Source organism: Micromonospora halophytica (assembly GCF_900090245.1).
GTDB lineage: Bacteria > Actinomycetota > Actinomycetes > Mycobacteriales > Micromonosporaceae > Micromonospora > Micromonospora halophytica.
The window spans coordinates 135,250-156,850 of record NZ_FMDN01000009.1; the positions used below are offsets into that span (position 1 = coordinate 135,250).

Here is a 21,601-nt window from a genome sequence, read left to right on the forward strand (position 1 = left end):
CGCGCCCACGGCCGCGCCATGCAGTGACCCGGCGAGCAACCCGGGCTCGACCCGGTCCTGGTGGGCGGACGGTCGGGACGGGTCGCGTCCGGGCAGCTCAGTCATCGCTCCCCCGTTCCAGGTCCTGCTGGGTCCGGTTCATGGCGCGCAGCCAACGGTCCGGGTCGGTGGCCCGCCGGGCGTACCAGGCGGCGGCCTCGGGGTGCGGCAGCACCAGGAAACGGTCGTCGGTCAGGGCCTCGGTGACGCACTCGGCCACCTGTTCGGCGGTGACGGCCGACCCGTCGAGCAGGGCGGCGCTCATACCGTCGGCGTCGGTGAGCATCGGCGTCCGTACGCCCCGGGGGCAGAGCGCCTGGACGGTGACGCCGCGGTGGGCGTAGCTGGCCCGCAGCCATTCGGCGAAGCTCAGGGCGGCGTGCTTGCTCACCGAGTAGGGCGCGTTGCCGAGCAGGGTGAGCAGACCCGCCGCGGAGACGGTGACCAGCAGCCGGCCACGTCCTGCGGGAAGCCAGTGCGGCAGCAGCTCGCGCGCGGCGTACACCTGGGACATCACGTTCACCCGCCAGGCCCGCTCCCACGCCTCGTCGGGCGCGTCGGCACCGCCACCGGGGGCCACGCCCGCGTTGGCGCAGAAGAGGTCCACCGCGCCGAGCCGGTCCCGGGCGAAGGCGACCAGGGCCGCGACCCCGGCGGGGTCGGCCGCATCGGCGGGACAGGCGTGCCCGCCGACGCGCGCCGCCACGGCTCGGGCCGCCGTGGCGTCGAGGTCGTTGACCACCACCCGGGCTCCGTGCGCGGCGAACCGGGTGGCCAACGCCGCCCCGATGCCGGATCCCGCCCCGGTCACCACGACGCCCGCCCCCGCGAGCGTCAGGCCGCGGGCGGTCACCCGCTCGTCCGACCGGTGAGGGTGACCCCGCCGTCGAGCACGATCGTCTGCCCGGTGATCCAGGCCGCGTCGGCGGAGGCGAGGAAGGCGACCGTGTCCGCGACGTCCTGTGGCCGTCCGAGTCGTTTGAGCGGGTACGCGGCGGCGACCTCATCCTCGCGGTCGGCGTAGAGGGCCGCCGCGAAGCGGGTCTTCACCACCGCCGGGGCGACCGCGTTGACGCGCACCGTCGGGCCGAGCTCCACCGCCAGGCAGGCGGTGAGGTGGTTGACGGCGGCCTTGCTCACCCCGTAGAAGGCGATGCCGCGCGACGGGGTGAGCCCGGCGATCGAGGAGACGTTGACGACGCAGCCGCCGCGATCTCCCATGCCGGCGGCACAGACCTGCTGCACCCAACCGAGGGTGCCGAGCAGGTTGACGTCGAGGATCTTGCGGGCCGCCGCCAGGTCGAGCTCGGCCAGCGGCCCGTGGACGGGGTTGATGCCCACGTTGTTGACCAGGATGTCGACCGGCCCGAACGCCTCGACGACGTGGTGGACGGCCTCGGCGCGGTGAGCGGCGTCGTCGGCCCGGCCGGGCACGCCCACGGCGTGCGCCGGTCCGCCCAGTGTCGCGACCGCCTCGACCAGCGCCTCCGGGCGCCGGGCGGTGATCCCCACCCGGGCCCCGTCGGCGACCAGCCGCCGGGCGATCGCCAGGCCGATCCCACGGCTGGCACCGGTGACGAGCGCGACCCGACCTGACAGTCGGCCTGAATTTGCATTCACGGTGCAGATATTAGGAAGCGGGCCACCCCTGCGTCAACGGTGGTGACAACAAGCACCCCCGGCGCGCGTTGACAGCAGAGCCCGACAACCCGCACTGTCAGTGCATATATTTTGCCGTGCTCCAGGGAGGACGCCGCCATGCCAGAAGCCGTCATCGTCGCCGCCGCGCGGTCACCGATCGGCCGCGCGAACAAGGGATCACTGCGTGAGCTGCGCGCCGACGACCTGGCCGCCGCGATCGTGCGGGCCGCACTGGCACAGGTGCCGATGCTCGACCCCGGCGAGATCGACGACCTGATGCTCGGCTGCGGGCAACCGGCCGGGGAACAGGGCCACAACCTCGCGCGGGTGGTCGCCACCCTGCTCGACCTCGACCAGCTTCCCGGCACCACCGTCAACCGGTACTGCTCGTCCTCGCTGCAGACCACCCGGATGGCCCTGCACGCCATCCGCGCCGGCGAGGGGCACGTCTTCATCTCCGCCGGGGTCGAGTGCGTCTCCCGATACGGCAACGGCCGCAGCGACGGGCACCCCGGCAGCACCAACGCCGCGTTCACCGGCGCGATGGCCCGCACCGCCTCCCGGGCCGAAGGCGGAGCACCGGACTGGCACGACCCGCGCCACGACGGTCACCTGCCGGACGTCTACATCACCATGGGCCAGACCGCCGAGAACGTGGCCCAGCTGCGCGGCGTGTCCCGGCAGCGGCAGGACGAGTTCGCCGTACGGTCGCAGAACCTGGCCGAGAAGGCGATCGCCGACGGCTTCTGGGCCCGCGAGATCACCCCGGTCACCGTGCCCGGCGGGGCGGTGATCGCCGCCGACGACGGACCGCGCCCCGGCACCACACTCGACGCGGTGGCGGCCCTCAAGCCGGTGTTCCGACCCGACGGCACGGTCACCGCCGGCAACAGCTGCCCGCTCAACGACGGCGCCGCCGCCCTCGTCGTGATGTCCGACGTCCGGGCCCGGGAGCTGGGGGTGACCCCGCTGGCCAGGATCGTCTCCACCGGCCTGTCGGCGCTCTCCCCCGAGATCATGGGGCTCGGACCGGTCGAGGCGTCCCGGCAGGCGTTGCGCCGGGCCGGCATGTCCATCGGAGACGTCGACCTGGTGGAGATCAACGAGGCGTTCGCCGCGCAGGTGGTGCCGAGCGCCGACGAGCTGGGCGTCGACTGGGACCGGCTCAACGTCAACGGCGGCGCGATCGCGGTCGGCCACCCGTTCGGGATGACCGGCGCCCGGATCACCACCACCCTGATCAACTCGCTGCGCTGGCACGACCGGCAGATCGGGCTGGAGACGATGTGCGTCGGCGGCGGCCAGGGCATGGCGATGGTCATCGAGCGACTCAGCTGACCCGGTGACCTGCGCCGGGCGCGCAGCGCGGCAGGACGCGCCGCCCGTGCCGTGGTCCTCGCGCGATCGGTCGCCAGCGCGTTTCAGCAACCCTCGCCGGGCGTCGGCCCGCCCGGAGGACGGGTTCAACCGACCGATCGCGCAGTCGCACATCGAGCAGGCGACCGGTTGGCACCTGCAGCGTGCCAACCTCCGAGTGCGCGGACCGAGTCGAGGCTGTCACTCGCCGGACAGGTCCCGGAGGACGGCCGCCAGTGCCTGCATCTGTTCCGTCCGGCGTGCCCGCGGGGAGTTGGGGTCGACCAGGGTGATGGCGGCCTTCCACAGCGCCCAGCCTCGAGCGCGGCGCCAGGTCTCGTCGTCGAGCCCGACCGTCTGGCGGAAGACCGGCCGGGTGTCGTCCGTGAAATAGGTGAACGCGATGACGAGGTCGCAGGCCGGATCGCCCACACCGGAACAGCCGAAGTCCAGCACGCCCGCGAGGCGACCGTCGGCGACGAGGATGTTGTCGACGCTGACGTCGCCGTGGAACCAGACCGGCCGGCCGGCCCACTGCGACGCCAGCGCCTCATCGATCACCCGGTCGGTGACGGCAGACTCGACGCCCAGCGAGCGCAGTACCGTCCGCGCCTCAAGGGCATAGTGCGCGAAGGAGCCGCCCCGGTGCGCGGTGTCGGGACCGGGGCGGGGCGCGTCGTCCTCCGCTGGTACGGCGCGCAAGTCGACCAGGAAGGACGCGAGGTCCGTGGCGAGCGCCGCCATGTCCGCGACGGGGGCGCGAGACAGCACCTCACCGTCCAGCCATCTGTTGACCGACCAGGCGAACGGGTAGCCGAGTGCGGGCCGACCGAGTTCGATCGGCATCGGCACCGCGACCGGCAAATGCGTCGCCAGGAACGGCAGCCAGCGGCTCTCCTTGAAAATCTGGTGTGCATAACCTTCGGCGCTCGGCAGCCGGACGGTCAACTCGTCGCCGAGTCGGAACGTTCGGTTGTCCCAGCCCTGCGGCGACACGGCGACGATCGGCAGAGCAGCCCACTGGGGGAACTGGTCAGATATCAACCGCGCCACGAGTGTCTCGTGGATGTCCGGTCCGGCTGTGCTCATGCCTTCCATTCAACTGCTCCGACTGCATGCTGTCGTACTCCGGATGCCAGTGCGACGTCCGGCTGCCGGGACGACGGCCGTCCGAGGTCGGCTCCCATCGCCCGGGCCGCGGCCGGGACCAGCCGGCGCGCCGTGCGGCTCGCGGATGCTCGTCGAGGCCGGGCTGCGCCTGGCCCCGGCCGCCTCGACCGGCAGGCCCGACGTCGCTGACCGGTCGGGCCGCCGGGCAACCCCCAGCGGCCCGACCGGCGTGTCAGTGCAGGGCGACGGGAACGACTGCCCGCTCCTGCTGGTCGTCGAGCAGGTGCGACGGCTCGCGGCGGCGGGGCAGGAACGCGGCCGGGATGAACGTGGCAAGCACCAGCACGAACCCGACCCAGAAGGTGGTGGCGAAGGAGCTGGCGGCGAAGTCGAGGCCGCGCCCGATGAGCGACGGGTCGACGGGAAACTGCCGGAGCAGCTCCGGCTGCTGCTGGACGGCGATGGCCAGGCCGGCCTCGGTCACCGGGTTGCCGCTGGGGTCGGTCGCCCCGGGGATCGGCCGGGAGCCGTTCAGCTCGTTGGTGAGGATCACCGACATCAGCGCGGCGCCGACGGACCCGCCGATCTGCTGGATGATGTTGACCAGGGTGGATCCCCGCGCCACGTCGTGCGACTGCAGGGTCTTCAGCGCCGAGGTCATGACCGGCATCATGGTGCCGCCCATGCCCAGGCCCATGACGAACAGCGAACCGCAGAGCAACCAGTACGACGTGTTCGCGTCGACCTGGGTGAAGGCGAAGAACCCGACGGCGATGAGCGCCAGCGCGAACGGCACCGTGCGGCCGACCGGGACCCGGTCGGCCAGCATCCCGGCGATCGGCATCGTCACCATCGCGCCGATGCCCTGCGGCGCCATCAGCAGGCCGGCGGTCAGGGTGGACTCGCCGTGGATCTGCAGGAAGTAGCTCGGGAACAGCAGGCCGGCGCCCATGAAGGCGATGATGAAGACGAACAGGGTCACCGTCGCCACGGTGAGGTTGCGGTTGGCGAACAGCCGCAGGTCGAGCAGGGGGTGCCGGGGCTTGAAGGAGTAGCGGACGAACCCGATCACGAGCGCGCCGCCGAGGAGCATCGGCGCCCACACCTCGGCGTCGGTGACGGTGCCGGTCTCGGGGAGCGTGGAGATCCCGTAGAGGAACAGGGCGAGCCCCGGCGAGAGCATCAGCATGCCGAGGAAGTCGAACGACTCGGACGGCTCGGGGGCGTCCTTCGGCAGCGCCAGCGCGGCGTAGACGAGGCCGACGGCACCGATAGGCAGGTTGATCAGGAAGATCCAGTGCCAGCTCGCGGTGTCGATCAGCCAGCCACCGAGGATCGGCCCGCCGATCGGCCCGAGCAGCATCGGAATCCCGAGGACGGCCATCAGCCGACCGATCCGGTGCGGCCCGGCCGCCCGGGTCATGATCGTCATGCCCAGCGGCATGAGCATGCCGCCGCCGAGGCCCTGCAGCACCCGGTAACCGATCAACTGACCGATCGTGTCGGCGGTGGCGCACAGCCCGGACCCGAGCGTGAACAGGACCAGCGCGATCATGTAGAGCCGCTTGGTGCCGAACCGGTCGGCGGCCCAGCCGCTGAGCGGGATCACGGTGGCCAGCGCGAGCGTGTAGGCGGTCATCGTCCAGGCGACCTCGGCGTAGGTCGCGTCGAATTCGCGCTGGAACGTCGGCAGGGCGACGCTGACGACCGTCACGTCGAGGATCGACATGATCGCGCCGAGCACGACGACCCCTGCCACCTTGAGAACCGCGCCGTCGAGCCGGTCCGACGCCGCGATGGATTGCTGTGTCACGAAATCTCCTGAATCCCCGTGCCGGCCGACCCACGCCGGCCGGGCTCCGCCCCTGCCACGACGCGGTATCGGATGCGCCGGCGGGGCCCGCAGGCACACTAACGGCCCACGCCGACGTGCGGCGTCAGGATTCCCGAGTGTCGAGCGCAGCTGCCAGGATCCTCAGTGTGCCGCCACGACCACCACGTCCGGCTCGAGGTCGGTGAGCCGGCCCGGCCGCACGACCACGAGCAGGACCACCGTCGACGCCACCATGCCCCCAGCGACGACGAGCGCCATGGCGACCGCGCCGGTGCCCAGCACGCCCACGAGGGGCGCGGCCAGCGCGCCGACGCCGAACTGCACCGCACCGAGCAGCGCCGAGGCCGTGCCGGCCGCCTCCCCGTGCCGGGACAGGGCCAGGGCCGGCGCGTTGGGCATCGCCAGGCCGGCCGCGGCGAGCACCACCCACAACGAGACGAGCAGGCTCGGCAGCCCGCCGAGACCGGTCGCGGCGAAGGCGAGCAGCGCCAGGCCGGCCGCGGTCCCCACCGTCAGGGCGGCGACGAGGATCCGCTGCGGCGAGTGCCGACGCAGCAACCGTACGTTGAACTGGGTGGCGGCGATCAGCCCGACCGCGCCTGCCCCGAAGGCGAACCCGAACTGCTGCTCGTCCAGCCCGTACTGCTCCTGCAGGACGAACGACGATCCGGCCACGTAGGCGAACAACGCCGCCATGGCCAGTCCGGCGACCAGGACCAGGCCCACGAAGGTACGGTCGCGCAGCAGCGAGCCGTACACGGTCAGCGTCGCGACCACTCCGCCGCGCCGGCGCCGGCCGGGCGGCAGCGTCTCGGGCAGGCCGAGCGCGGCGACCACGACGAGCAGCACACCGAAGGCGGCCAGGGCCACGAACACGCCGCGCCAGTCCGTCCAGCGCAGCAGCGCGCCGCCGAGGGTCGGCGCGAGGATCGGGGCCGCGCCCATCACCAGCAGCAGCCGGGAGAGCAGCTTGGCGAAGGCCGCGCCGCTGAACAGGTCGCGGACCACGGCCATCGCGACCACCGAGGCCGCGGCGACACCGAGGCCCTGCACCACCCGCAGGCCACCGAGCACCGCGATGTTCGGTGCGACGGCGCAGAGCAGGGACGCCACGACGTGCAGCGCTATGCCGGCGATCAGCGGCGTACGTCGGCCGACGGCGTCGGAGAGCGGGCCGATCAGCAGCTGCCCGACGGCGAGGCCCGCCAGCGTTCCGGTGAGGGTCAGCTGCACCGCCGCCGAGGTGGTGTGGAAGTCGGCGACGATCGCCGGGAGCGCGGGCAGGTACATGTCGATGGTCAGCGGACCCACCGCGATCAGCGATCCGAGCACGAGAACGAGGCGCAGGCGTTGCCGAGGGCTCATCAGGTCCCCGGCGCCACGGGGACCGCCGGGGCGTCGACGGGGGCGGTCATCGGTTCGACTCCGGGTCCCGGGGCAGCCGGGCGGGCAACGGTGTGGAGGTCACGTCCCACTCCAAACCCGGACGCGGCGATCTGATTCCCGCTCGGCGGGGAGGCAATGGAGATCACAGTGCAGCGGGGCCGGCACGTCCTGCCCGGCACGGGTACAAACGACATGGTGCGCAGACCGACTCTCGTCGTCGTCAGCGGGCCGCCCGGCGCCGGCAAGACGACCCTCGCCCACCGCCTCGCCCGCAGGATCGGCTGTCCGGCGATCTGCCGAGACGAGATCAAGGAGGGCATTGTCCACGCGGCCGATGACGTGGCCGCCGCGCCGGCCGACGAGCTGAGCCTGCGCACGCTGCCGACCTTCTTCCAGGTGCTGCAAGTGCTCTTGGCGGCGGGTGTCACTACGGTGGCCGAGGCCGCCTTCCAGGACCGGCTCTGGCGACCGCACCTGCATCCGTTACGCGCTCTCGCCGACGTCCGGGTCGTGCACTGCCAGGTCACGGCCGCGGCGGCCTGGAGTCGCATCCATCGCCGGAGGGACGAGAACCCGGTGCGGCGCGCGCACGCGGACGCGTTCCTCGTCGACCCGCGGGTGCACAGTGCCGGTCACGACCGGTTCGACCGCGTGCGGCTCGGCGTGCCGGAGATCGAGGTCGACACCGGCGACGGGTACCGTCCGGGCCTCGACGAGATCGTCGCCTTCGTGAACGCCGGACGTTGACCCGGCCGGTCGCCTGCGGTGGTGCGGCGGCGGAAACGGCCACGTCGGGGGTGACACCGCCCGGGCGCGGTCACGGCACCGTACGCCGTGACCGCGCCCGGGGCGGGCCGGACGGAGGGTGGCCGGGTCAGGAGGCCGTGGGTACGCCGTTGGCGGGCGGGGCCGCCGGCACCACCGGGTACTCCCGCACCGGGCCGTCGGCCTCGTCGGTCTCGAACGTCGGCCCGAAGTAGCTCTGCACTCCCCCGGTGACCCTGGTCAGGCGCTGCCCGCCGTACCCGGAGTGGTCGGTGGTGGAGTAGCGCAGGGGTGCCAGGCCGGGCCCCTGGTAGCCGCCCCGGCGGACCGCGTCGAGCACCTTCTCGCGGGTGAGGTCCTTGCCCGCGGCCTGCAGCACCTGCACGAAGAGGTAGCCGACCGCCATGCCGTACACGACGTTGCCGTCGAACGGCGTGTTTCCGTTGTGCTCCTTGTTGATCTTCGTGAAGAGCTGGGTCCACGGGTTCGCCGTGTCGTTCTGCATGGGCAGGTAGTTCGCGCCGACCATGCCCTCCAGCAGCGGGGCGGCGGCGCCGAGCTGCTTGGCCAGGGTCGGGTGGTCGGAACCGACGTTGGAGACCACCCACTGCGGCCGGAAGCCCAGCCGGGCGGCGGTGCCGATGGACAGCGCGGTGAAGCCGGGCACGGTGGCGAGGATGACGACCTGGCAGCCGGCGGCCTTGAACGCGCCGATCTGCGGGGCCACGTTGGTGTTGCTGGTGACGTACGTCTGCCGGGCCGCGACCCCGCCGGAGCCGAGCACCTTCTCCACGCCGGCCAGGCTGTCCCGGCCGAAGTCGTCGTCCTGGCCGAGGAAGCAGACCTTCCGGCCGGGCAGTTCGGTCTTCACGTGGTTGGCCAGGATCTTGCCCTCGACGGTGTAGTCCGGGTTGAAGCCAAAGGTGCCCGGGTACGCCTCGGGCTGGTCCCAGCTGCGGCTGCCGGAGGCGACGAAGAGGTCGGGCACCCGGTTGCTCTTGAGGAAGTCGAGCACGCCGCTGTGGGTGGGCGTGCCGAGCCCGTTGAGGATGGCGAAGACCTTGTCCTGCAGGACCAGTTGCCGGACCACCTGCTGGGTGTTCGCCGGGTTGTACCCGTCGTCCATAATCTTGTAGGTGATCTTCCGGCCGTGCACCCCGCCGTTGGCGTTGACGTAGTCGAAGTACGCCTTGGTCGCCGGGGCGATCTTGGAGTAGCCGGCCGAGGCCGGCCCGGTCAACGGCATGTGGGTACCGACGACGATCTCGCTGTCCGTGACGCCGGGGACCCGGGCGCCGGGACCGGCGTCGGATCCTGCGCTGCAACCGGCGGCGGTGACGAGCAGGGTGATGGCGGTGGCGATCGCGAGACCGCGTCGTGTGAGGCGTGACATGGGGACACCGACCTTTCTCGGTCCGGTTCAGTGGTGGTGGTGCGACGGCCGGTGGCCCGGCCGTCCGGTGGGAGCGGAGCAGGTTCAGGAACGCCGGGTGCGCCAACGGACGCGCAGCACCCGACCGGGACGCGACAGCAGGCCCTGCACGCCGCCCGGCGCGGCGATCATGACGACGACCAGCGCGATGCCGAACAGGGCCAGCGGGAGGTTGCCCTCCATCCGTTGCGCCACCGCGGGCGGGAGGGCGAGCGATTCGGTCAGGGTGTGCGTCAGGTCGGGCAGGGCGACCAGCAGCACGGCGCCCCACACCGCGCCGGCGAGGCTGCCGAGCCCGCCGATGACGACGGCCATGACCAGGAAGAGCGACAGCGTCAGGGAGAACGCGCCGGGTGACGCGCTCTGCGCGAGCACCGCGAGCAGGGCACCGCCCAGACCGGCGGCGCCGGCACTGACCACGAAGGCGAGGACCTGGGTACGGGCGACGTGGATGCCGGCGAGGCGGGCGGCCACCTCGTCGTCGCGGACGGCCCGGAAGGTGCGGCCGAAGCGGCTGCGGACGAGGTTGCCGAGCAGTAGCAGGGCGAGCAGGGTGGCCGCCCCGGTGACCCAGAGTTGCCACCGTTCGTAGGGGAAGTACGGCCCGAGGGCCGCCGGTGGCGGCTCGACGGGGACGCTCAGGCCCTGTTCACCGTTGAACACCCCGTCGAAGGTGACGGTCAGCGCCGGGACGACGATGGCGACGGCCAGCGTCACACCGGCGAGGTACGGGCCGCGCAGCCGGGCCGCGGCCACCCCGATGACGGCGCCGATCACGACGGTGACCAGCACCGCCACCAGCAGGGAGACGGCAAGCGTCCAGCCGGCGACGATCGACCGGTCGAGGAACGCGCGCTGGCAGAAGGCGACGGTGTACGCGCCGGTCGCCATCAGCGCGCCGTGTCCCAGCGAGAGTTGGCCGTTGAGTCCGGTGAGGACGGTCAGTCCGGCGGTGGCGCAGAGGTAGGCGGCCACGGTGGCGAGCTGGAAGGTGCGGAACGGCTCCAGGCCGTGGCTGACGGCCACCAGCAGGATCGCGGCGGCGGTGGTGAGAGCGAGGTGGCGCAGCAGGGTCGAGCCGCCTCGTTCGTCGTGCCCGGCCCGGGTGTCGGGGGCGACCCGGCCGGCCGGTGGGGCCGCCGCCCTGGTGGCGCTCACACCTGCCTCGCGGTGACCGGGGCGAACAGGCCGGCGGGGCGGACCAGCAGCACCGCCAGCAGCAGCGCGAGCACCGCGAGGGGGGTGAGGTCGCTGCCGGCGTAGCCGCTGACGTAGGAGAGCAGCAGCCCGACCAGCAGCCCGCCGACGACGGCTCCGGGTGGGCTGTCCAGTCCGCCGACGACGGCGGCGGTGAACGCCGAGACGAAGACCAGGTCCATCGCGTGCGGGTGCAGGCCGAGTTCGGTGGGGATGATCAGCATGCCGGCCAGGGCGCCGACTCCGGAGGCCAGCGCCCAACCGAGGGTGAGCATGCCGCCGACCTTGACCCCGAGCAGCCGGGACACCTCGGGGGCGAAGGCCGAGGCCCGCATCCGCAGGCCGATCGCGGTACGGGTGAAGGTCCAGGCGAGGGCGACGACCACCGCGGCGACGGTGGCGACGACGAACAGGTCGTACGGGGAGCCGACGGCGAGGCCGCCGACGGTGCGGGCGGAGCGGGAGAAGGGCGGCTCGGCGGGGCGGAACTCGTTGCCGTAGATCATGCCCAGGACGGCCTGGATCAGCAGCACCAGGCCGAGCGCGACGATCACCGGGTTGAGCGGGGAGCGGTGGTCGACGAAGCGCATGACGGCCAGGTCGACGACCGTGCCGAGGAGCAGTCCGGCGGCGATCGCGGCGAGGAATCCGAGCCAGTAGGAGCCGGTGGACGTGGACACGCTGTAGGCCACGTAGACGGCGGCGACGGCCATCGCGCCCTGGGCGAAGTTGACGATGCGGGCGGCCCGCCAGATGAGTACCAGGGACAGCGCGAACGCGGCGTAGACCGCACCTCTCGACAGGCCGTCGAGGGTGAGGAAGAGGAAGCGGTCCAACAGTCCTCCCTCCGGGGGACGGGGTGGTCAGAAACCGAGGTAGGCGTGGCGCAGGTCGTCGTCGTCACGCAGTCGGGCGGCGGGTGCGGTGTGCACGACCCGGCCGAGGGACATCACCACGCCCTGGTCGGCGACGGAGAGCGCGCTGCGCACGTTCTGCTCGACGAGCAGGACGGTCAGGCCGGTGCTGTCGCGCAGGTGGCGCAGCAGGGCCATGGTCTGGGCGACCACCCGTGGGGCGAGTCCGAGCGAGGGTTCGTCGAGCAGCAGCAGGCGGGGGCGGCCGACGAGCGCCCGGCCGAGGGCGAGCATCTGCCGTTCACCGCCGGAGAGCTGGTGGCCGTGCTGTCGTCGCCGCCGGGCGAGCGGCTCGAAGAGCTGGTAGACCTCGTCGAGGGCGCGGCGGGCGTCGGCGCGGTCGCGACGCCACAGTCCGCCGAGGCGCAGGTTCTCGTCCACGGTCAGCTCGCCGATCACGCCGCGCCCTTCGGGCACGTGGGCCACGCCGCGTCGGACGAGTTGTTCCACCGGGGTGCCGCGCAGGTCCTCACCGGCGAGGACGACCTGGCCGGCGACGGGACGCAGCGTCCCGGACAGGGCGCGCAGCAGGGTGGTCTTGCCTGCGCCGTTGGCGCCGACGACCGCGGCGATGGTGCCGCGCGCGACGGTCAGGTCGATCTCGTGCAGCACCGGGCCCGCCCCGTAGCCGGCCACGAGCCCTCGTACGGTGAGCAGATCGCCGCCGGTCATGCGACGGTCTCCTCGTCGACGGCGGCGCCGAGGTAGGCGTCGGCGACCGCCGGGGCGTCGCGGATCTCGTCGGGGGTGCCGGTGGCGATGACCCGTCCGAAGTCGAGCACCACGATCTCGTCGCAGACCGACATGACGAGGTCCATGTGGTGTTCCACCAGCAGTACCGCGCAGGGATGGGTGTCGCGTCGGGGCAGCTGCCGGATCAGCTCGGCCAGTTCGGCGATGTCGGTGTCGCCCAGGCCGCCGGCGGGTTCGTCGAGCAGCAGCAGCCGGGGGCGGGCGGCGAGCGCGCGGGCCAGGGCGACACGTTGGCGTACGGCGAAGGGCAGGGTGCCGGGCGCGGCGTCGGCGTGCCCGGCGATGCCCAGGTCGTCGAGGATGTCGAGGGCGTGTCGGCGCAGCCGCCGCTCGTCGCGGTCGCTGCCGGGCAGGGCGAACAGGGCGGAGAGGAAGCCGGCCCGGGCGGTGCAGGTCGCCCCGGCCATGACGTTCTCCAGCACGGTGAGCCCGGCGAAGAGTCCGGTGCCCTGCAGGGTGCGGGCGACACCGAGCCGGGTCAGCCGGTGCGGTCGGGGGCGCAGCGGCGCGCCGTCGAGGCTCAGCGAGCCCGAGTCGGGCACGACGAAGCCGCAGATGACGTTGAACAGGGTGGTCTTGCCGGCCCCGTTGGGGCCGATCACGCCGACCACGGCGCCGGGAGGCACCCGCAGCGACACGTCGTCGAGGGCGGTGAGGCCGCCGAAGCGCACCCCGATGTGGTGCAGTGCGAGTCCTTGCTCCATCACCCGTCCCTCGCCCCGACGATCATTATTTGCACTGCCAGTGTACGTTTCTGTCGTGCCTGGTCAATACCTTCGATGGCTCGCCGTCACGCCCCGGGTGGCGGCCCGGGCAGATCGGCCAGCCGGGCCAGGACGGCGCGGTGGCGGTCGGCGGTGCCGAACGCGACCGCGCCGCTCTTGGCCCGCTTCAGATACAGGTGCGCCGGGTGCTCCCAGGTGAAGCCGATGCCGCCGTGCAGCTGCACACAGGCCTCCGCGGCGCGCACCGCGACCGCCGCGCAGTGGGCCTGGGCCAGCGACGCCGCCAGGGCGGTGTCCGGGTGGTCGACGGCGAGGCGGTCGGCCGCGTGGCGGGCCACCGCGCGGGCCTCGGAGATCTCCACCCAGACGTCGGCCAGCCGGTGCTTGACCGCCTGGAAGGAGCCGATCGGCCGGCCGAACTGGCGCCGGAGCCGGACGTGCTCGACCGTCGTGTCCAGACACCACTGGGCCACCCCGACCTGCTCGGAGGCGAGCAGCGCCGCGCCGGCGACGAGCGCGTCGGTCACCGCCCTCGTGGCCGCCTCACCGGCGGCGATCCGCCGCCCCGGTACGCCGGTGAACACGATGTCGGCCAGCGTCCGGGTGCCGTCGAGCGAGACCACCGGCGTCATCCGCACACCCGGGCCGTCCGCCTCGACCGCGTACAGCCCGTCGTCGGCGGGGACGAGCAGCAGGTCGACCGGCAGGGCGTCGGCGACGCCGGTCACCGTGCCGGACAGCACCGGGCCGTCGGCCACCACCACCGCGTGCGGTGGCGCGTCGGGGCCGGCGGCGACGGAGACCGCCAGCGCGGCGGCACGCCGGCCGACGGCGAGCTGACCGAGCAGCTCGGCGTCGCCGCAGCGCAGCAACGCCCGGGTCGCCACCCCGGCGCTGCCGAGATAGGGCACCGGCGCGACCGCCCGGCCCAGCTCCTCCAGCACCACGGCCACCTCGCGGAAGCCGGCGCCGGCGCCGCCGTGCCGCTCGGGCACCGCCAGACCGGCCGCGCCGAGCTGGCCCGCCAGCCGCGCCCACAAACCCCTGTCGTACGGTTCGTCGCCGTCGACGCGGGCGAGGGTGCCGCTGACCGGGGCGTGGGCCGCGAGCAGTGCCCGTACGCTGGCGCGCAGCGCCTCCTCGTCGTCGTCGTAGAGCAGGTTGGTCATCGGTCCACCCGTGGTTCGGCCGGCAGGCCCAGCACCCGCTCGGCGATGACGGTGCGCAGGATCTCGGAGGTGCCGCCCTCGATCGAGTTGCCCCGGGCCCGCAGGTAGCGGTAGGTGGCGGTGCGGCCGAGCAGGTCGGGCTCCTCCGGTCGGCGCATCGTCCAGTCGTCGTGCCGCAGCCCGTGCTCCCCCAGCAGCTCCACCTCGAGCCCGCTGATCCGCTGGGCCAGGCCGGCGAAGGAGAGCTTCACCGCGGAGCCCTCCGGTCCCGGTTCACCGGCGGCGAGCTGCTGACGCAGGCGCAGCGCGGTCAGCCGGGCGGCCTCGGCCCGTACCCACGCCCGCAGCACCTCGGCGTGCAGGCCGGCGGTACGCAGCTCGGGGCGCTCGCGCCAGACGCGGGCCAGCACGCCGATCATGCCGCCCTCGCGGGGCAGCGGCCGCCCACCGATCGCGACCCGCTCGTTCATCAGGGTGGTCCGGGCGACCCGCCAGCCGTCGTCGACGGCGCCCAGGCGCAGGGTGTCCGACAGCCGAACCTCGGAGAGGAAGACCTCGTTGAACTCCGCCTCCCCGGTGAGCTGGCGCAGCGGTCGCACCTCGACGCCGGGGGCGGTCATGTCGCAGACGAAGTAGGTGATCCCCCGGTGCTTCGGGGCGTCCGGGGCGGTCCGGGCGAGCAGGATCGCCCAACGCGCGCGGTGGGCCATGGAGGTCCACACCTTCTGCCCGGTGACCACCCAGTCGTCGCCGTCGCGCACCGCCCGGGTGTTCAGGCCGGCGAGGTCGGAGCCGGCGTCCGGTTCGCTGAACAGCTGGCACCAGATCTCCTCGCCGGTCCACAGCGGTCGCAGGAACCGCTGCCGCTGCGCCGGGGTGCCGTGCCGGAGCAGGGTCGGCGCCGCCATGCCGAGGCCGATGCTGTTGCGTCGGGGACGGTTGTCGGGCGCCCCGGCCCGGGCGAAGGCCTCGTCGACGACCGACTGCAGGTGCCGTGGCGCGTCCAGGCCGCCGAGTCCGACCGGAAAGTTGACCCAGGCCAGGCCGGCGTCGAACCGGGCCCGGAGGAAGCTGGTGCGCTCACCGCCGGGGTCGTGGTGGGACAGGAACGCGGCGACGAGGTCGCGCAGCCCGTCGGCGGTGTGGTCAGGCACCCGCGCCTCCTCAAGAAATTTGCACTGCCAGTGCATCATATGGCGATCACGCGGCGCAACGGAAGCCGTCCGGGCCGGTGCGCCGGTGGTGGACGCGGGTCGGGGCGGCCGCACGTGGCGGCCGCCCCGATCGCGGTCAGTAACTCGGGCAGGTGTTGCGGTACTCCTCGATCGCGAAGCCGCTCGGCCCCGGGCAGAGGAACTGCTCGTAGCGGGTGTCGTTGTCGACGAAGCGCTTCAGCCAGGCCACCATCTGCTTGGCCGTCGGCGTGTTCACCGTCTGCGGGAAGAAGTGGCTCGCGCCGTTGAGCTCCAGGTACGCCTTCTCGGAGGAGGCCGGGATGCTGCTGTAGAACGGCTCCGAGTGCGAGTAGACCGGGGCGATGCTGTCGCTCTCGCCGCCGATGATCAACGTCGGCACCCGGACCTCGGACCAGGTCTTGTCCAGGTTCCACGGCGCGAGCGGCACGGCGGCCTGCAGCGACGGCCGGGTCGCGGCGGCCTCCAGGCTGCCGCCACCACCCATCGAGTGACCGGCGACGGCGAGCCGGGTGCCGTCGATCCGACCACGGACCGAGCTCCGCTCGACCAGGTAGTCGAGCGCGGCGAGCAGCTGGCGGCCGCGGCTGTCCGGCTGGTCGAAACGGGTGTTGGTCTCGATGCCGATGACCACGAACCCGTGCGAGGCGATCCGCGGACCGAGCCAGCTGATGCTGGACCAGGCGGCGGTGTAGCCGGGCGAGATGGCGATGGCGCCGAAGGTGCCCTCGCTGGTGCTGGTCGGGTAGTAGATGACGCCGCCGCCGAAGCCGCTGACGCTCCACGACGAGACGCTCTGCGAGGCGGTGGCGAAGGGGCCACGACTGGCCTCCAGGATGGCACTGGTCGGGGCGGGACCCCGCTCGTACGGGTTGTCGGCCGCCTGGACGCCGGACGAGGTCGCCAGGACGCCGCCGGCGGCCAGGACGGCGGCCATGGCCAGCCTGGCCATGGTACGGACGGCGGAGCGGGGGCGGGTGGTGGTGGGTGATCGCACGTCGGGTACTCCCTGCTGGCGTGGAGTGGGATCGATGCACGTCAGTCTTCGGCGGCGACCACCGGCCGCGCATCGGCAAAATCACCAGTCCCCGGCCGGCGGCCGGGGCAGAGTGCGACAGTGGATCGGATGAACAGCGACGACGAGGTGCTGCACTCCCTCGACTGCTACGAGACCGCCCTGCGGCGGGTCTCGGCCGACTTCGGGTCGCGAGGCGCCGCGGTCGAGCCGGTCAGTGTGCGGCTGGGCGCGCTGGCGGGCGTCCTCGTCGACTACCGCGTCGCCGGTGGGGGCGACCCGTACACCGTCGGCACCCTGCCGATGGTGACGACCGTCGAGGAAGCCGTCGTCGCCCTCGCCGACCTCCTACAGGAGGAGGCGCTGGAGTGCGGCGACACGGCATGGCCGGGCTGTCGACCGGGCCACCCGCATCCGCCGACGCCGTGCCTGTCGGGCGGGACGGCGGTCTGGTCCTGTCCGAGAGACGCCACGGCGCTCGCCGGCATCGGGTGAGCCGAGCTCGCCGCGGCCGTCAGGCCGGTCTACGTGCGGCGAGGCGCTCGACCACGCCGCGGGCGAAACGCTCGTGCTTCTCGATGTGCAGGCCGGCCGCCGCGACGTGGGTGATCGGGCGGCGCCGGAAGTGTTCGCCGGCGGCCGGGACGCTGACCAGGTCGAGCAGGCGCTGGACGGCGCGTACCGGCCGGGTGGCGCCGACGACGTGGTCGGCCAGCAGGAGCAGGCCACCGGGGCGCAGCACCCGGATCATCTCGGCCACGGCTCGCTGGTCGTCGGGGATCGCGCAGAGCGAGAGCGTGCAGACGACGGAGTCGAAGCTGGCGTCGGGGAAGTCCAGGCGGTGTGCCGTGCCGAGGCGGAGGTCCGCGTCCCGGCCGAGTTCGGTGGCCCGTCGGCGGGCGATCTCCAGCATCCGGGGGCTCAGGTCCACTCCGGTGAGGCGCACGTCGGCGGGGTAGTACGGCAGGTTCCGCGCGGTGCCGACAGCGACCTCCAGGGTGTCGCCGGTGGCCTGCCGGCAGATCCAGGCACGGGTGTCGCGCAGGAAGCGGCGCTCGAACAGGTTCATCTGTCGGTCGTAGCCGGCGGCGTGCCGGTCCCAGACGCGGCGCTGCTTCTCGTCGGCGCTCATGCCGGCGACGATATGGCACCCGCACCACCCGTACCGGCCAACCGGCCCATTCGGCCGTCTGCTCCTGACGGTGAGATCCGATCTGGACGCGACGGCCGTCGCCGGCGGCCGGCCTACCGGGAGGCGTCCGCCAGCATCTCGCGCACGGCGTCTCCGGCGTACAGGCAGGCGGCCCGGTGGCCGGGGCCGACCTCGACGAGCGTCGGATCGGTCCGGGCGCAGTCAGGTCGGGCCTGCGGGCACCGGGTGCGAAACCGGCAGCCAGCCGGCGGGTCCACCGGGCTGGGGATGTCTCCGGTGAGGATGATCCGCCGGCGGTGCCGCTCGACCTGCGGGTCAGGCACCGGGATCGCCGACAGCAGGGCCGCCGTGTACGGGTGGGCGGGCGTCTGCCAGATCTGCGCCGGCGTGCCGGTCTCGACGATCCGGCCCAGGTACATCACGGCCACCCGGTCGCTCATGTGCTCGACGGCGGCGAGATCGTGAGCGATGAACAGGTAGGTCAACCCCAGTTCCCGTTGCAGGCCGCGGAGCAGGTTCATGATCTGTGCCTGCACGCTCAGGTCGAGTGAGGCGATCGGCTCGTCGAGGACGATCAGGTCCGGCTCGCCGGCCAGGGCACGGGCGATGCCCACCCGCTGCCGCTGCCCCCCGGAGAGCTCGTGCGGGTGCCGGTCCGCCAGGTCGTGACGCAGGCCGACCATGTCGAGCAGTTCCTCCACCCGGCGGCGGCGGGCGGCGCCGGCGCCGGTGAGGCGGTGCACGACCAGCGGTTCGGCGATGCTGGCCGCGACGGTGCGCCGCGGGTCGAGGGAGGCGTGCGGGTCCTGGAACACCATGGCCACCCGGCGGCGCAGCCCCCGCAGCCGCCGTCGGGACCACTGCGTCACGTCCTGCCCCGTCACCCGGACGCGCCCGGAGGTGGGATCGACCAGCCGCAGCAACGCCAGGCCGGTGGTGGACTTGCCGCTGCCGGACTCCCCCACCAGCCCCAGCGTCTCGCCGCGCCGAACCCGCAGCGACACCCCGTCCACGGCGCGGACCAGGCCGGCCGGCGTCGGGAACCGCACCGTCAGGTCGTCGAGCTCGGCCACCACGTCGGCCGGCACGGTCTGCGTGGTCATCCGTCCTCCCCGGTGGGTCGCTGGTGCCGGTAGAAGGTACGGACGTGGTGCCCGGCGGACACCGGGACCAACGGCGGCACCTCGTGCTCGCAACGGGCATCGGCCCGCACCGGGCAACGGGGCCAGAAGGCACATCCGGCCGGCAGGTCCAGCGGGCTGGGCGGTGCGCCCCGGATCGTGATCAGGTCAGCGCCGCCGGCGGCCGGGTCGGGCCGCGCCGCGAGCAGCGCCGAGGTGTACGGGTGCGACGGATGGGCGAAGACGGCATCGACCGGCCCCTGCTCGACGATCCGCCCCCCGTACATGACGGCCACCTCGTCGGCGGTGCCGGCGACCACACCGAGGTCGTGGGTGATCCAGACGACGGCCGTGCCGAGCCGCCGCTGCAGGTCGGCGACCAGCTCGACGATCTGGGCCTGAGTGGTCACGTCGAGGGCGGTGGTCGGCTCGTCGGCGATCAGGAGGTCGGGCTCGCAGGCGAGCGCCATGGCGATCACCACCCGCTGACGCATGCCGCCGGAGAACTGGTGCGGGTAGGAGTCGATTCGCCGGGCGGCGGACGGGATTCCGACGAGGTCGAGCAGTTCGACGGCACGGGCCCGGGCGGCACGACGGGTCATGCCGAGGTGCTCCTCGGCGGCCTCGGAGACCTGCCGGCCCACCGTCAGCACCGGGTTCAGCGAGGTCGTCGGGTCCTGGAAGACGAATCCGACGTGCCGGCCGCGCATCCGCCGGCGCCGGTCCTCGGGCAGCCCGGTGAGTTCCGTGCCGAGCAGGTGGACGCGCCCGGTCACCCGGGCGGAGCGCGGTGCGAGGCCGGTCGCGGCGAGGACGCTCATGCTCTTGCCGCTGCCCGACTCGCCCACCAGGGCCAGGGTCTGCCCCGCCCGGACCGACCAGTCGACACCGGCCACCGCGCGGGCCGGTCCCCGACGGGTGCCGAGGGTGACGGTGAGGCCCTTGATGTCCAGCACAGGGCAGTCGCTCATCCGGCGTTCCTCCTCGCTTCGCCGATGGTGAGCTGACGGGGATCCAGCACATCCCGCAACGCGTCCCCGACCAGGTTGAAGGCGAGGACGGTGAGGAAGATCGCGGTGCCGGGGAAGACCCCGAGCCACCACGCCTCGGTGACGAAGCCCCGCCCGTCGTACAACATCCGGCCCCAGGCCGGCGCGGGTGGCTGAACACCGAGGCCGAGGAAGGACAGCGCCGCCTCGGACAGGATTGCGAACGCCAACGACAGCGACGTCTGCACGATCAGCGGCGCTGCGACGTTGGGCAGCACGTGGCGGCGCATGATGCGCAGGTCCGAGGCGCCGATGGAGACCGCTGCCCGGACGAAGACCTGCTCGCGTACGGACAACACGCCGGAGCGGGTGACCCGGGCGAAGATCGGAGTGTAGACGACACCGATCGCGATCATCGCGGTGAGCAGGCCGGGCCCCAGGACCGCCACGATGGCCACGGCGAGCAGCAGGACCGGGAACGCGAAGAGCACGTCCATGCAGCGCATGAGCAGGTTGTCGAGCCAGCCCCGGTAGTAGCCGGCGAGCAGTCCGAGGGTCACCCCGGCGACCAGCGCGATCCCGACGCTGACCACACCGACCTGGAGTGAGACCCGGGTGGCGACCAGCACCCGGCTGAGCACGTCCCGGCCGAGTTCGTCGGTGCCGAAGGGGTGGGACCAACTGGGTGGCTGGAGCATCCGGTCGACGTCCACCTCGTTGACGCCGGAGGGCGCCAACCACGCACCGCCCACGCCCACCACGACCAGCAGGAGGAGGACGAGGCTCCCGGTCACGGCCAACGGGTCGTGACGCAGGGCCGACAGGGCCCGGCGCGACGTCTTCTCCTCGCTGCCGCTCATCGCACCGAGATCCGCGGGTCGAGGCGGGCGTAGAGGACGTCCACCAGGAGGTTGGTCAGCAGGAACAGCGCGGCCACCAGCAGGACCGCGCCCTGCAGCACCGGATAGTCGCGGGCCTGGACGGCGTCGTAGGTGAGCCGGCCGACACCGGGCCAGGCGAACAGCACCTCGATCACGATCACGCCGCCGAGCAGGCTGGCCAGCTGCACCGCCACGACGGTGACCACCGGGATCAGCGCGTTGCGCAGGACGTGGCGCATGATCACCACCCGGGCCCGCAGCCCCTTCGCCTCGGCGGTGCGCACGTAGTCCTCCGACAGCACCTCCAGCACCGATGAACGGATGAACCGGGTGAGGATCGAGGCGGTGACCAGGCCCACCGTCACCGCCGGCAGGACCACGTGGGACGCCCACCGCGCCGGGTCCTCGGTGATCGGCACGTAGCCGGACGGTGGCAGCCAGCCCAGGACGCCCGCGAAGAGCAGGATTCCCATGATCCCCATCCAGAAGTCCGGCACCGAGACGCCGAACTGGCTGAACACCCGCGCCGCGTGGTCGAGCAGCGAGCCGCTGCGCATCGCCGAGAGCACCCCCAGCGGAAATGCGACCAGCACCGCGAACGCGACCGCGGTGGCTGCCAGCGACAGTGTCGCCGGCAGCCGCTCCAGCACGATCGACGTGACGGGTCGGCCGCTGCGGAAGCTGACCCCGAGGTCCCCGGTCAGCGCGTTGCCGAGGTAGCTGAGGTACTGCACCACCAGCGGCCGGTCGAGCCCCGCGCGGGCCCGCAGCGCCTCGTACGTCTGGGGGTCGAAGCGGGTCCCGAGCGCCACCCGGACGGGGTCACCGGGGACCAGTTGCAGCAGGAGGAACACGACCAGGGTCACGCCGAGGAGCACGACGCCGGACTGCAGCAGCCGACGGATGACGAACCGGCCCATCAGGGATC

At 73.0% G+C, this 21,601-nt stretch carries 21 protein-coding genes; 3 read left to right on the plus strand and 18 right to left on the minus strand.

The window, feature by feature from the left end:
• Window positions 1–97 precede the first annotated feature (97 nt).
• Window positions 98–877 (minus strand): SDR family NAD(P)-dependent oxidoreductase, encoded by a 780-nt coding sequence (locus tag GA0070560_RS14925; RefSeq protein WP_211565870.1) that lies wholly within the window; start codon window positions 875–877, stop codon window positions 98–100.
• Between the two features lie 11 nt (window positions 878–888).
• Entirely contained in the window at window positions 889–1,659 is a 771-nt protein-coding gene (locus GA0070560_RS14930) for an SDR family oxidoreductase (RefSeq protein ID WP_091296852.1), read from the minus strand.
• Window positions 1,660–1,797: 138 nt separating this feature from the next.
• On the opposite strand from GA0070560_RS14930, the gene GA0070560_RS14935 reads away from it, so the two are divergent.
• Window positions 1,798–3,018: an acetyl-CoA C-acetyltransferase gene (locus GA0070560_RS14935; protein WP_091296856.1), complete on the plus strand. Its 1,221-nt coding sequence runs from the start codon at window positions 1,798–1,800 to the stop codon at window positions 3,016–3,018.
• A 219-nt stretch (window positions 3,019–3,237) separates the two neighbouring features.
• On the opposite strand, the gene GA0070560_RS14940 is transcribed toward GA0070560_RS14935, so the two are convergent.
• From GA0070560_RS14940 to GA0070560_RS14950, 3 genes are all read right to left on the minus strand, one after another.
• Complete coding sequence (locus GA0070560_RS14940; protein WP_091296861.1) at window positions 3,238–4,134, minus strand: aminoglycoside phosphotransferase family protein; 897 nt, start codon at window positions 4,132–4,134, stop codon at window positions 3,238–3,240.
• A 244-nt stretch (window positions 4,135–4,378) separates the two neighbouring features.
• Complete coding sequence (locus GA0070560_RS14945; protein ID WP_091296864.1) at window positions 4,379–5,959, minus strand: DHA2 family efflux MFS transporter permease subunit; 1,581 nt, start codon at window positions 5,957–5,959, stop codon at window positions 4,379–4,381.
• Between the two features lie 162 nt (window positions 5,960–6,121).
• Window positions 6,122–7,345, minus strand: coding sequence for a multidrug effflux MFS transporter (locus tag GA0070560_RS14950; RefSeq protein WP_091296867.1), 1,224 nt, complete (start codon window positions 7,343–7,345; stop codon window positions 6,122–6,124).
• 156 nt (window positions 7,346–7,501) lie between these two features.
• On the opposite strand from GA0070560_RS14950, the gene GA0070560_RS14955 reads away from it, so the two are divergent.
• Window positions 7,502–8,113, plus strand: coding sequence for a P-loop nucleotide/nucleoside kinase family protein (locus GA0070560_RS14955; RefSeq protein ID WP_245675527.1), 612 nt, complete (start codon window positions 7,502–7,504; stop codon window positions 8,111–8,113).
• Window positions 8,114–8,240: 127 nt separating this feature from the next.
• On the opposite strand, the gene GA0070560_RS14960 is transcribed toward GA0070560_RS14955, so the two are convergent.
• From GA0070560_RS14960 to GA0070560_RS14995, 8 genes are all read right to left on the minus strand, one after another.
• Entirely contained in the window at window positions 8,241–9,524 is a 1,284-nt protein-coding gene (locus GA0070560_RS14960; RefSeq protein ID WP_091296871.1) for an ABC transporter substrate-binding protein, read from the minus strand.
• Between the two features lie 84 nt (window positions 9,525–9,608).
• Window positions 9,609–10,721 (minus strand): branched-chain amino acid ABC transporter permease, encoded by a 1,113-nt coding sequence (locus GA0070560_RS14965; RefSeq protein WP_091296875.1) that lies wholly within the window; start codon window positions 10,719–10,721, stop codon window positions 9,609–9,611.
• Window positions 10,718–11,596 carry a branched-chain amino acid ABC transporter permease gene (locus tag GA0070560_RS14970; protein WP_091296878.1) on the minus strand — a complete coding sequence of 293 codons (879 nt, stop codon included), beginning with the start codon at window positions 11,594–11,596 and terminating at the stop codon, window positions 10,718–10,720. The genes GA0070560_RS14965 and GA0070560_RS14970 overlap by 4 nt, the downstream gene beginning before the upstream one ends.
• A gap of 27 nt (window positions 11,597–11,623) precedes the next feature.
• Window positions 11,624–12,346 (minus strand): ABC transporter ATP-binding protein, encoded by a 723-nt coding sequence (locus tag GA0070560_RS14975; protein WP_091296880.1) that lies wholly within the window; start codon window positions 12,344–12,346, stop codon window positions 11,624–11,626.
• Window positions 12,343–13,131 (minus strand): ABC transporter ATP-binding protein, encoded by a 789-nt coding sequence (locus tag GA0070560_RS14980; RefSeq protein ID WP_091296883.1) that lies wholly within the window; start codon window positions 13,129–13,131, stop codon window positions 12,343–12,345. The genes GA0070560_RS14975 and GA0070560_RS14980 overlap by 4 nt, the downstream gene beginning before the upstream one ends.
• Before the next feature lie 86 nt (window positions 13,132–13,217).
• Window positions 13,218–14,321, minus strand: a complete 1,104-nt coding sequence (locus GA0070560_RS14985; protein ID WP_091296886.1) for an acyl-CoA dehydrogenase family protein — start codon at window positions 14,319–14,321, stop codon at window positions 13,218–13,220.
• Window positions 14,318–15,475: an acyl-CoA dehydrogenase family protein gene (locus tag GA0070560_RS14990; protein ID WP_211565854.1), complete on the minus strand. Its 1,158-nt coding sequence runs from the start codon at window positions 15,473–15,475 to the stop codon at window positions 14,318–14,320. Before GA0070560_RS14990 ends, GA0070560_RS14985 begins: the two co-directional genes overlap by 4 nt.
• Window positions 15,476–15,611: 136 nt before the next feature.
• A complete protein-coding gene (locus tag GA0070560_RS14995) occupies window positions 15,612–16,466 on the minus strand; it encodes an alpha/beta hydrolase family protein (protein WP_091296889.1) in 855 nt (284 codons plus the stop codon).
• A 174-nt stretch (window positions 16,467–16,640) separates the two neighbouring features.
• Between GA0070560_RS14995 and GA0070560_RS15000 the strand changes: the two genes are divergently transcribed.
• Window positions 16,641–17,024: a hypothetical protein gene (locus GA0070560_RS15000; RefSeq protein WP_091296893.1), complete on the plus strand. Its 384-nt coding sequence runs from the start codon at window positions 16,641–16,643 to the stop codon at window positions 17,022–17,024.
• Between the two features lie 19 nt (window positions 17,025–17,043).
• Here the strand turns inward: GA0070560_RS15000 and GA0070560_RS15005 are convergent, their stop codons facing one another.
• From GA0070560_RS15005 to GA0070560_RS15025, 5 genes are all read right to left on the minus strand, one after another.
• Window positions 17,044–17,661 (minus strand): class I SAM-dependent methyltransferase, encoded by a 618-nt coding sequence (locus tag GA0070560_RS15005; protein WP_091296896.1) that lies wholly within the window; start codon window positions 17,659–17,661, stop codon window positions 17,044–17,046.
• 113 nt (window positions 17,662–17,774) lie between these two features.
• On the minus strand, window positions 17,775–18,785 hold the full coding sequence (locus GA0070560_RS15010) for an ABC transporter ATP-binding protein (RefSeq protein WP_091296899.1): 1,011 nt from the start codon (window positions 18,783–18,785) through the stop codon (window positions 17,775–17,777).
• On the minus strand, window positions 18,782–19,774 hold the full coding sequence (locus tag GA0070560_RS15015; protein ID WP_091296903.1) for an ABC transporter ATP-binding protein: 993 nt from the start codon (window positions 19,772–19,774) through the stop codon (window positions 18,782–18,784). The genes GA0070560_RS15010 and GA0070560_RS15015 overlap by 4 nt, the downstream gene beginning before the upstream one ends.
• Entirely contained in the window at window positions 19,771–20,652 is an 882-nt protein-coding gene (locus GA0070560_RS15020; RefSeq protein ID WP_091296907.1) for an ABC transporter permease, read from the minus strand. Before GA0070560_RS15020 ends, GA0070560_RS15015 begins: the two co-directional genes overlap by 4 nt.
• Complete coding sequence (locus GA0070560_RS15025; RefSeq protein ID WP_091296910.1) at window positions 20,649–21,593, minus strand: ABC transporter permease; 945 nt, start codon at window positions 21,591–21,593, stop codon at window positions 20,649–20,651. The genes GA0070560_RS15020 and GA0070560_RS15025 overlap by 4 nt, the downstream gene beginning before the upstream one ends.
• Window positions 21,594–21,601: the final 8 nt, after the last annotated feature.

Excerpts from the sequence above, each read along its gene's own strand:
- GA0070560_RS14950 (WP_091296867.1), bottom strand. The coding sequence starts at position 7,345 with ATGAGCCCTCGGCAACGCCTGCGCCTCGTTCTCGTGCTCGGATCGCTG.
- GA0070560_RS15025 (WP_091296910.1), bottom strand. The coding sequence starts at position 21,593 with ATGGGCCGGTTCGTCATCCGTCGGCTGCTGCAGTCCGGCGTCGTGCTC.
- GA0070560_RS14940 (WP_091296861.1), bottom strand. The coding sequence starts at position 4,134 with ATGGAAGGCATGAGCACAGCCGGACCGGACATCCACGAGACACTCGTG.
- GA0070560_RS15015 (WP_091296903.1), bottom strand. The coding sequence starts at position 19,774 with ATGAGCGACTGCCCTGTGCTGGACATCAAGGGCCTCACCGTCACCCTC.
- GA0070560_RS14980 (WP_091296883.1), bottom strand. The coding sequence starts at position 13,131 with ATGGAGCAAGGACTCGCACTGCACCACATCGGGGTGCGCTTCGGCGGC.
- GA0070560_RS15010 (WP_091296899.1), bottom strand. The coding sequence starts at position 18,785 with ATGACCACGCAGACCGTGCCGGCCGACGTGGTGGCCGAGCTCGACGAC.
- GA0070560_RS15005 (WP_091296896.1), bottom strand. The coding sequence starts at position 17,661 with ATGAGCGCCGACGAGAAGCAGCGCCGCGTCTGGGACCGGCACGCCGCC.
- GA0070560_RS14995 (WP_091296889.1), bottom strand. The coding sequence starts at position 16,466 with ATGGCCAGGCTGGCCATGGCCGCCGTCCTGGCCGCCGGCGGCGTCCTG.
- GA0070560_RS14975 (WP_091296880.1), bottom strand. The coding sequence starts at position 12,346 with ATGACCGGCGGCGATCTGCTCACCGTACGAGGGCTCGTGGCCGGCTAC.
- GA0070560_RS14935 (WP_091296856.1), top strand. The coding sequence starts at position 1,798 with ATGCCAGAAGCCGTCATCGTCGCCGCCGCGCGGTCACCGATCGGCCGC.
- GA0070560_RS14985 (WP_091296886.1), bottom strand. The coding sequence starts at position 14,321 with ATGACCAACCTGCTCTACGACGACGACGAGGAGGCGCTGCGCGCCAGC.
- GA0070560_RS14955 (WP_245675527.1), top strand. The coding sequence starts at position 7,502 with ATGGAGATCACAGTGCAGCGGGGCCGGCACGTCCTGCCCGGCACGGGT.
- GA0070560_RS15000 (WP_091296893.1), top strand. The coding sequence starts at position 16,641 with ATGAACAGCGACGACGAGGTGCTGCACTCCCTCGACTGCTACGAGACC.
- GA0070560_RS14960 (WP_091296871.1), bottom strand. The coding sequence starts at position 9,524 with ATGTCACGCCTCACACGACGCGGTCTCGCGATCGCCACCGCCATCACC.
- GA0070560_RS15020 (WP_091296907.1), bottom strand. The coding sequence starts at position 20,652 with ATGAGCGGCAGCGAGGAGAAGACGTCGCGCCGGGCCCTGTCGGCCCTG.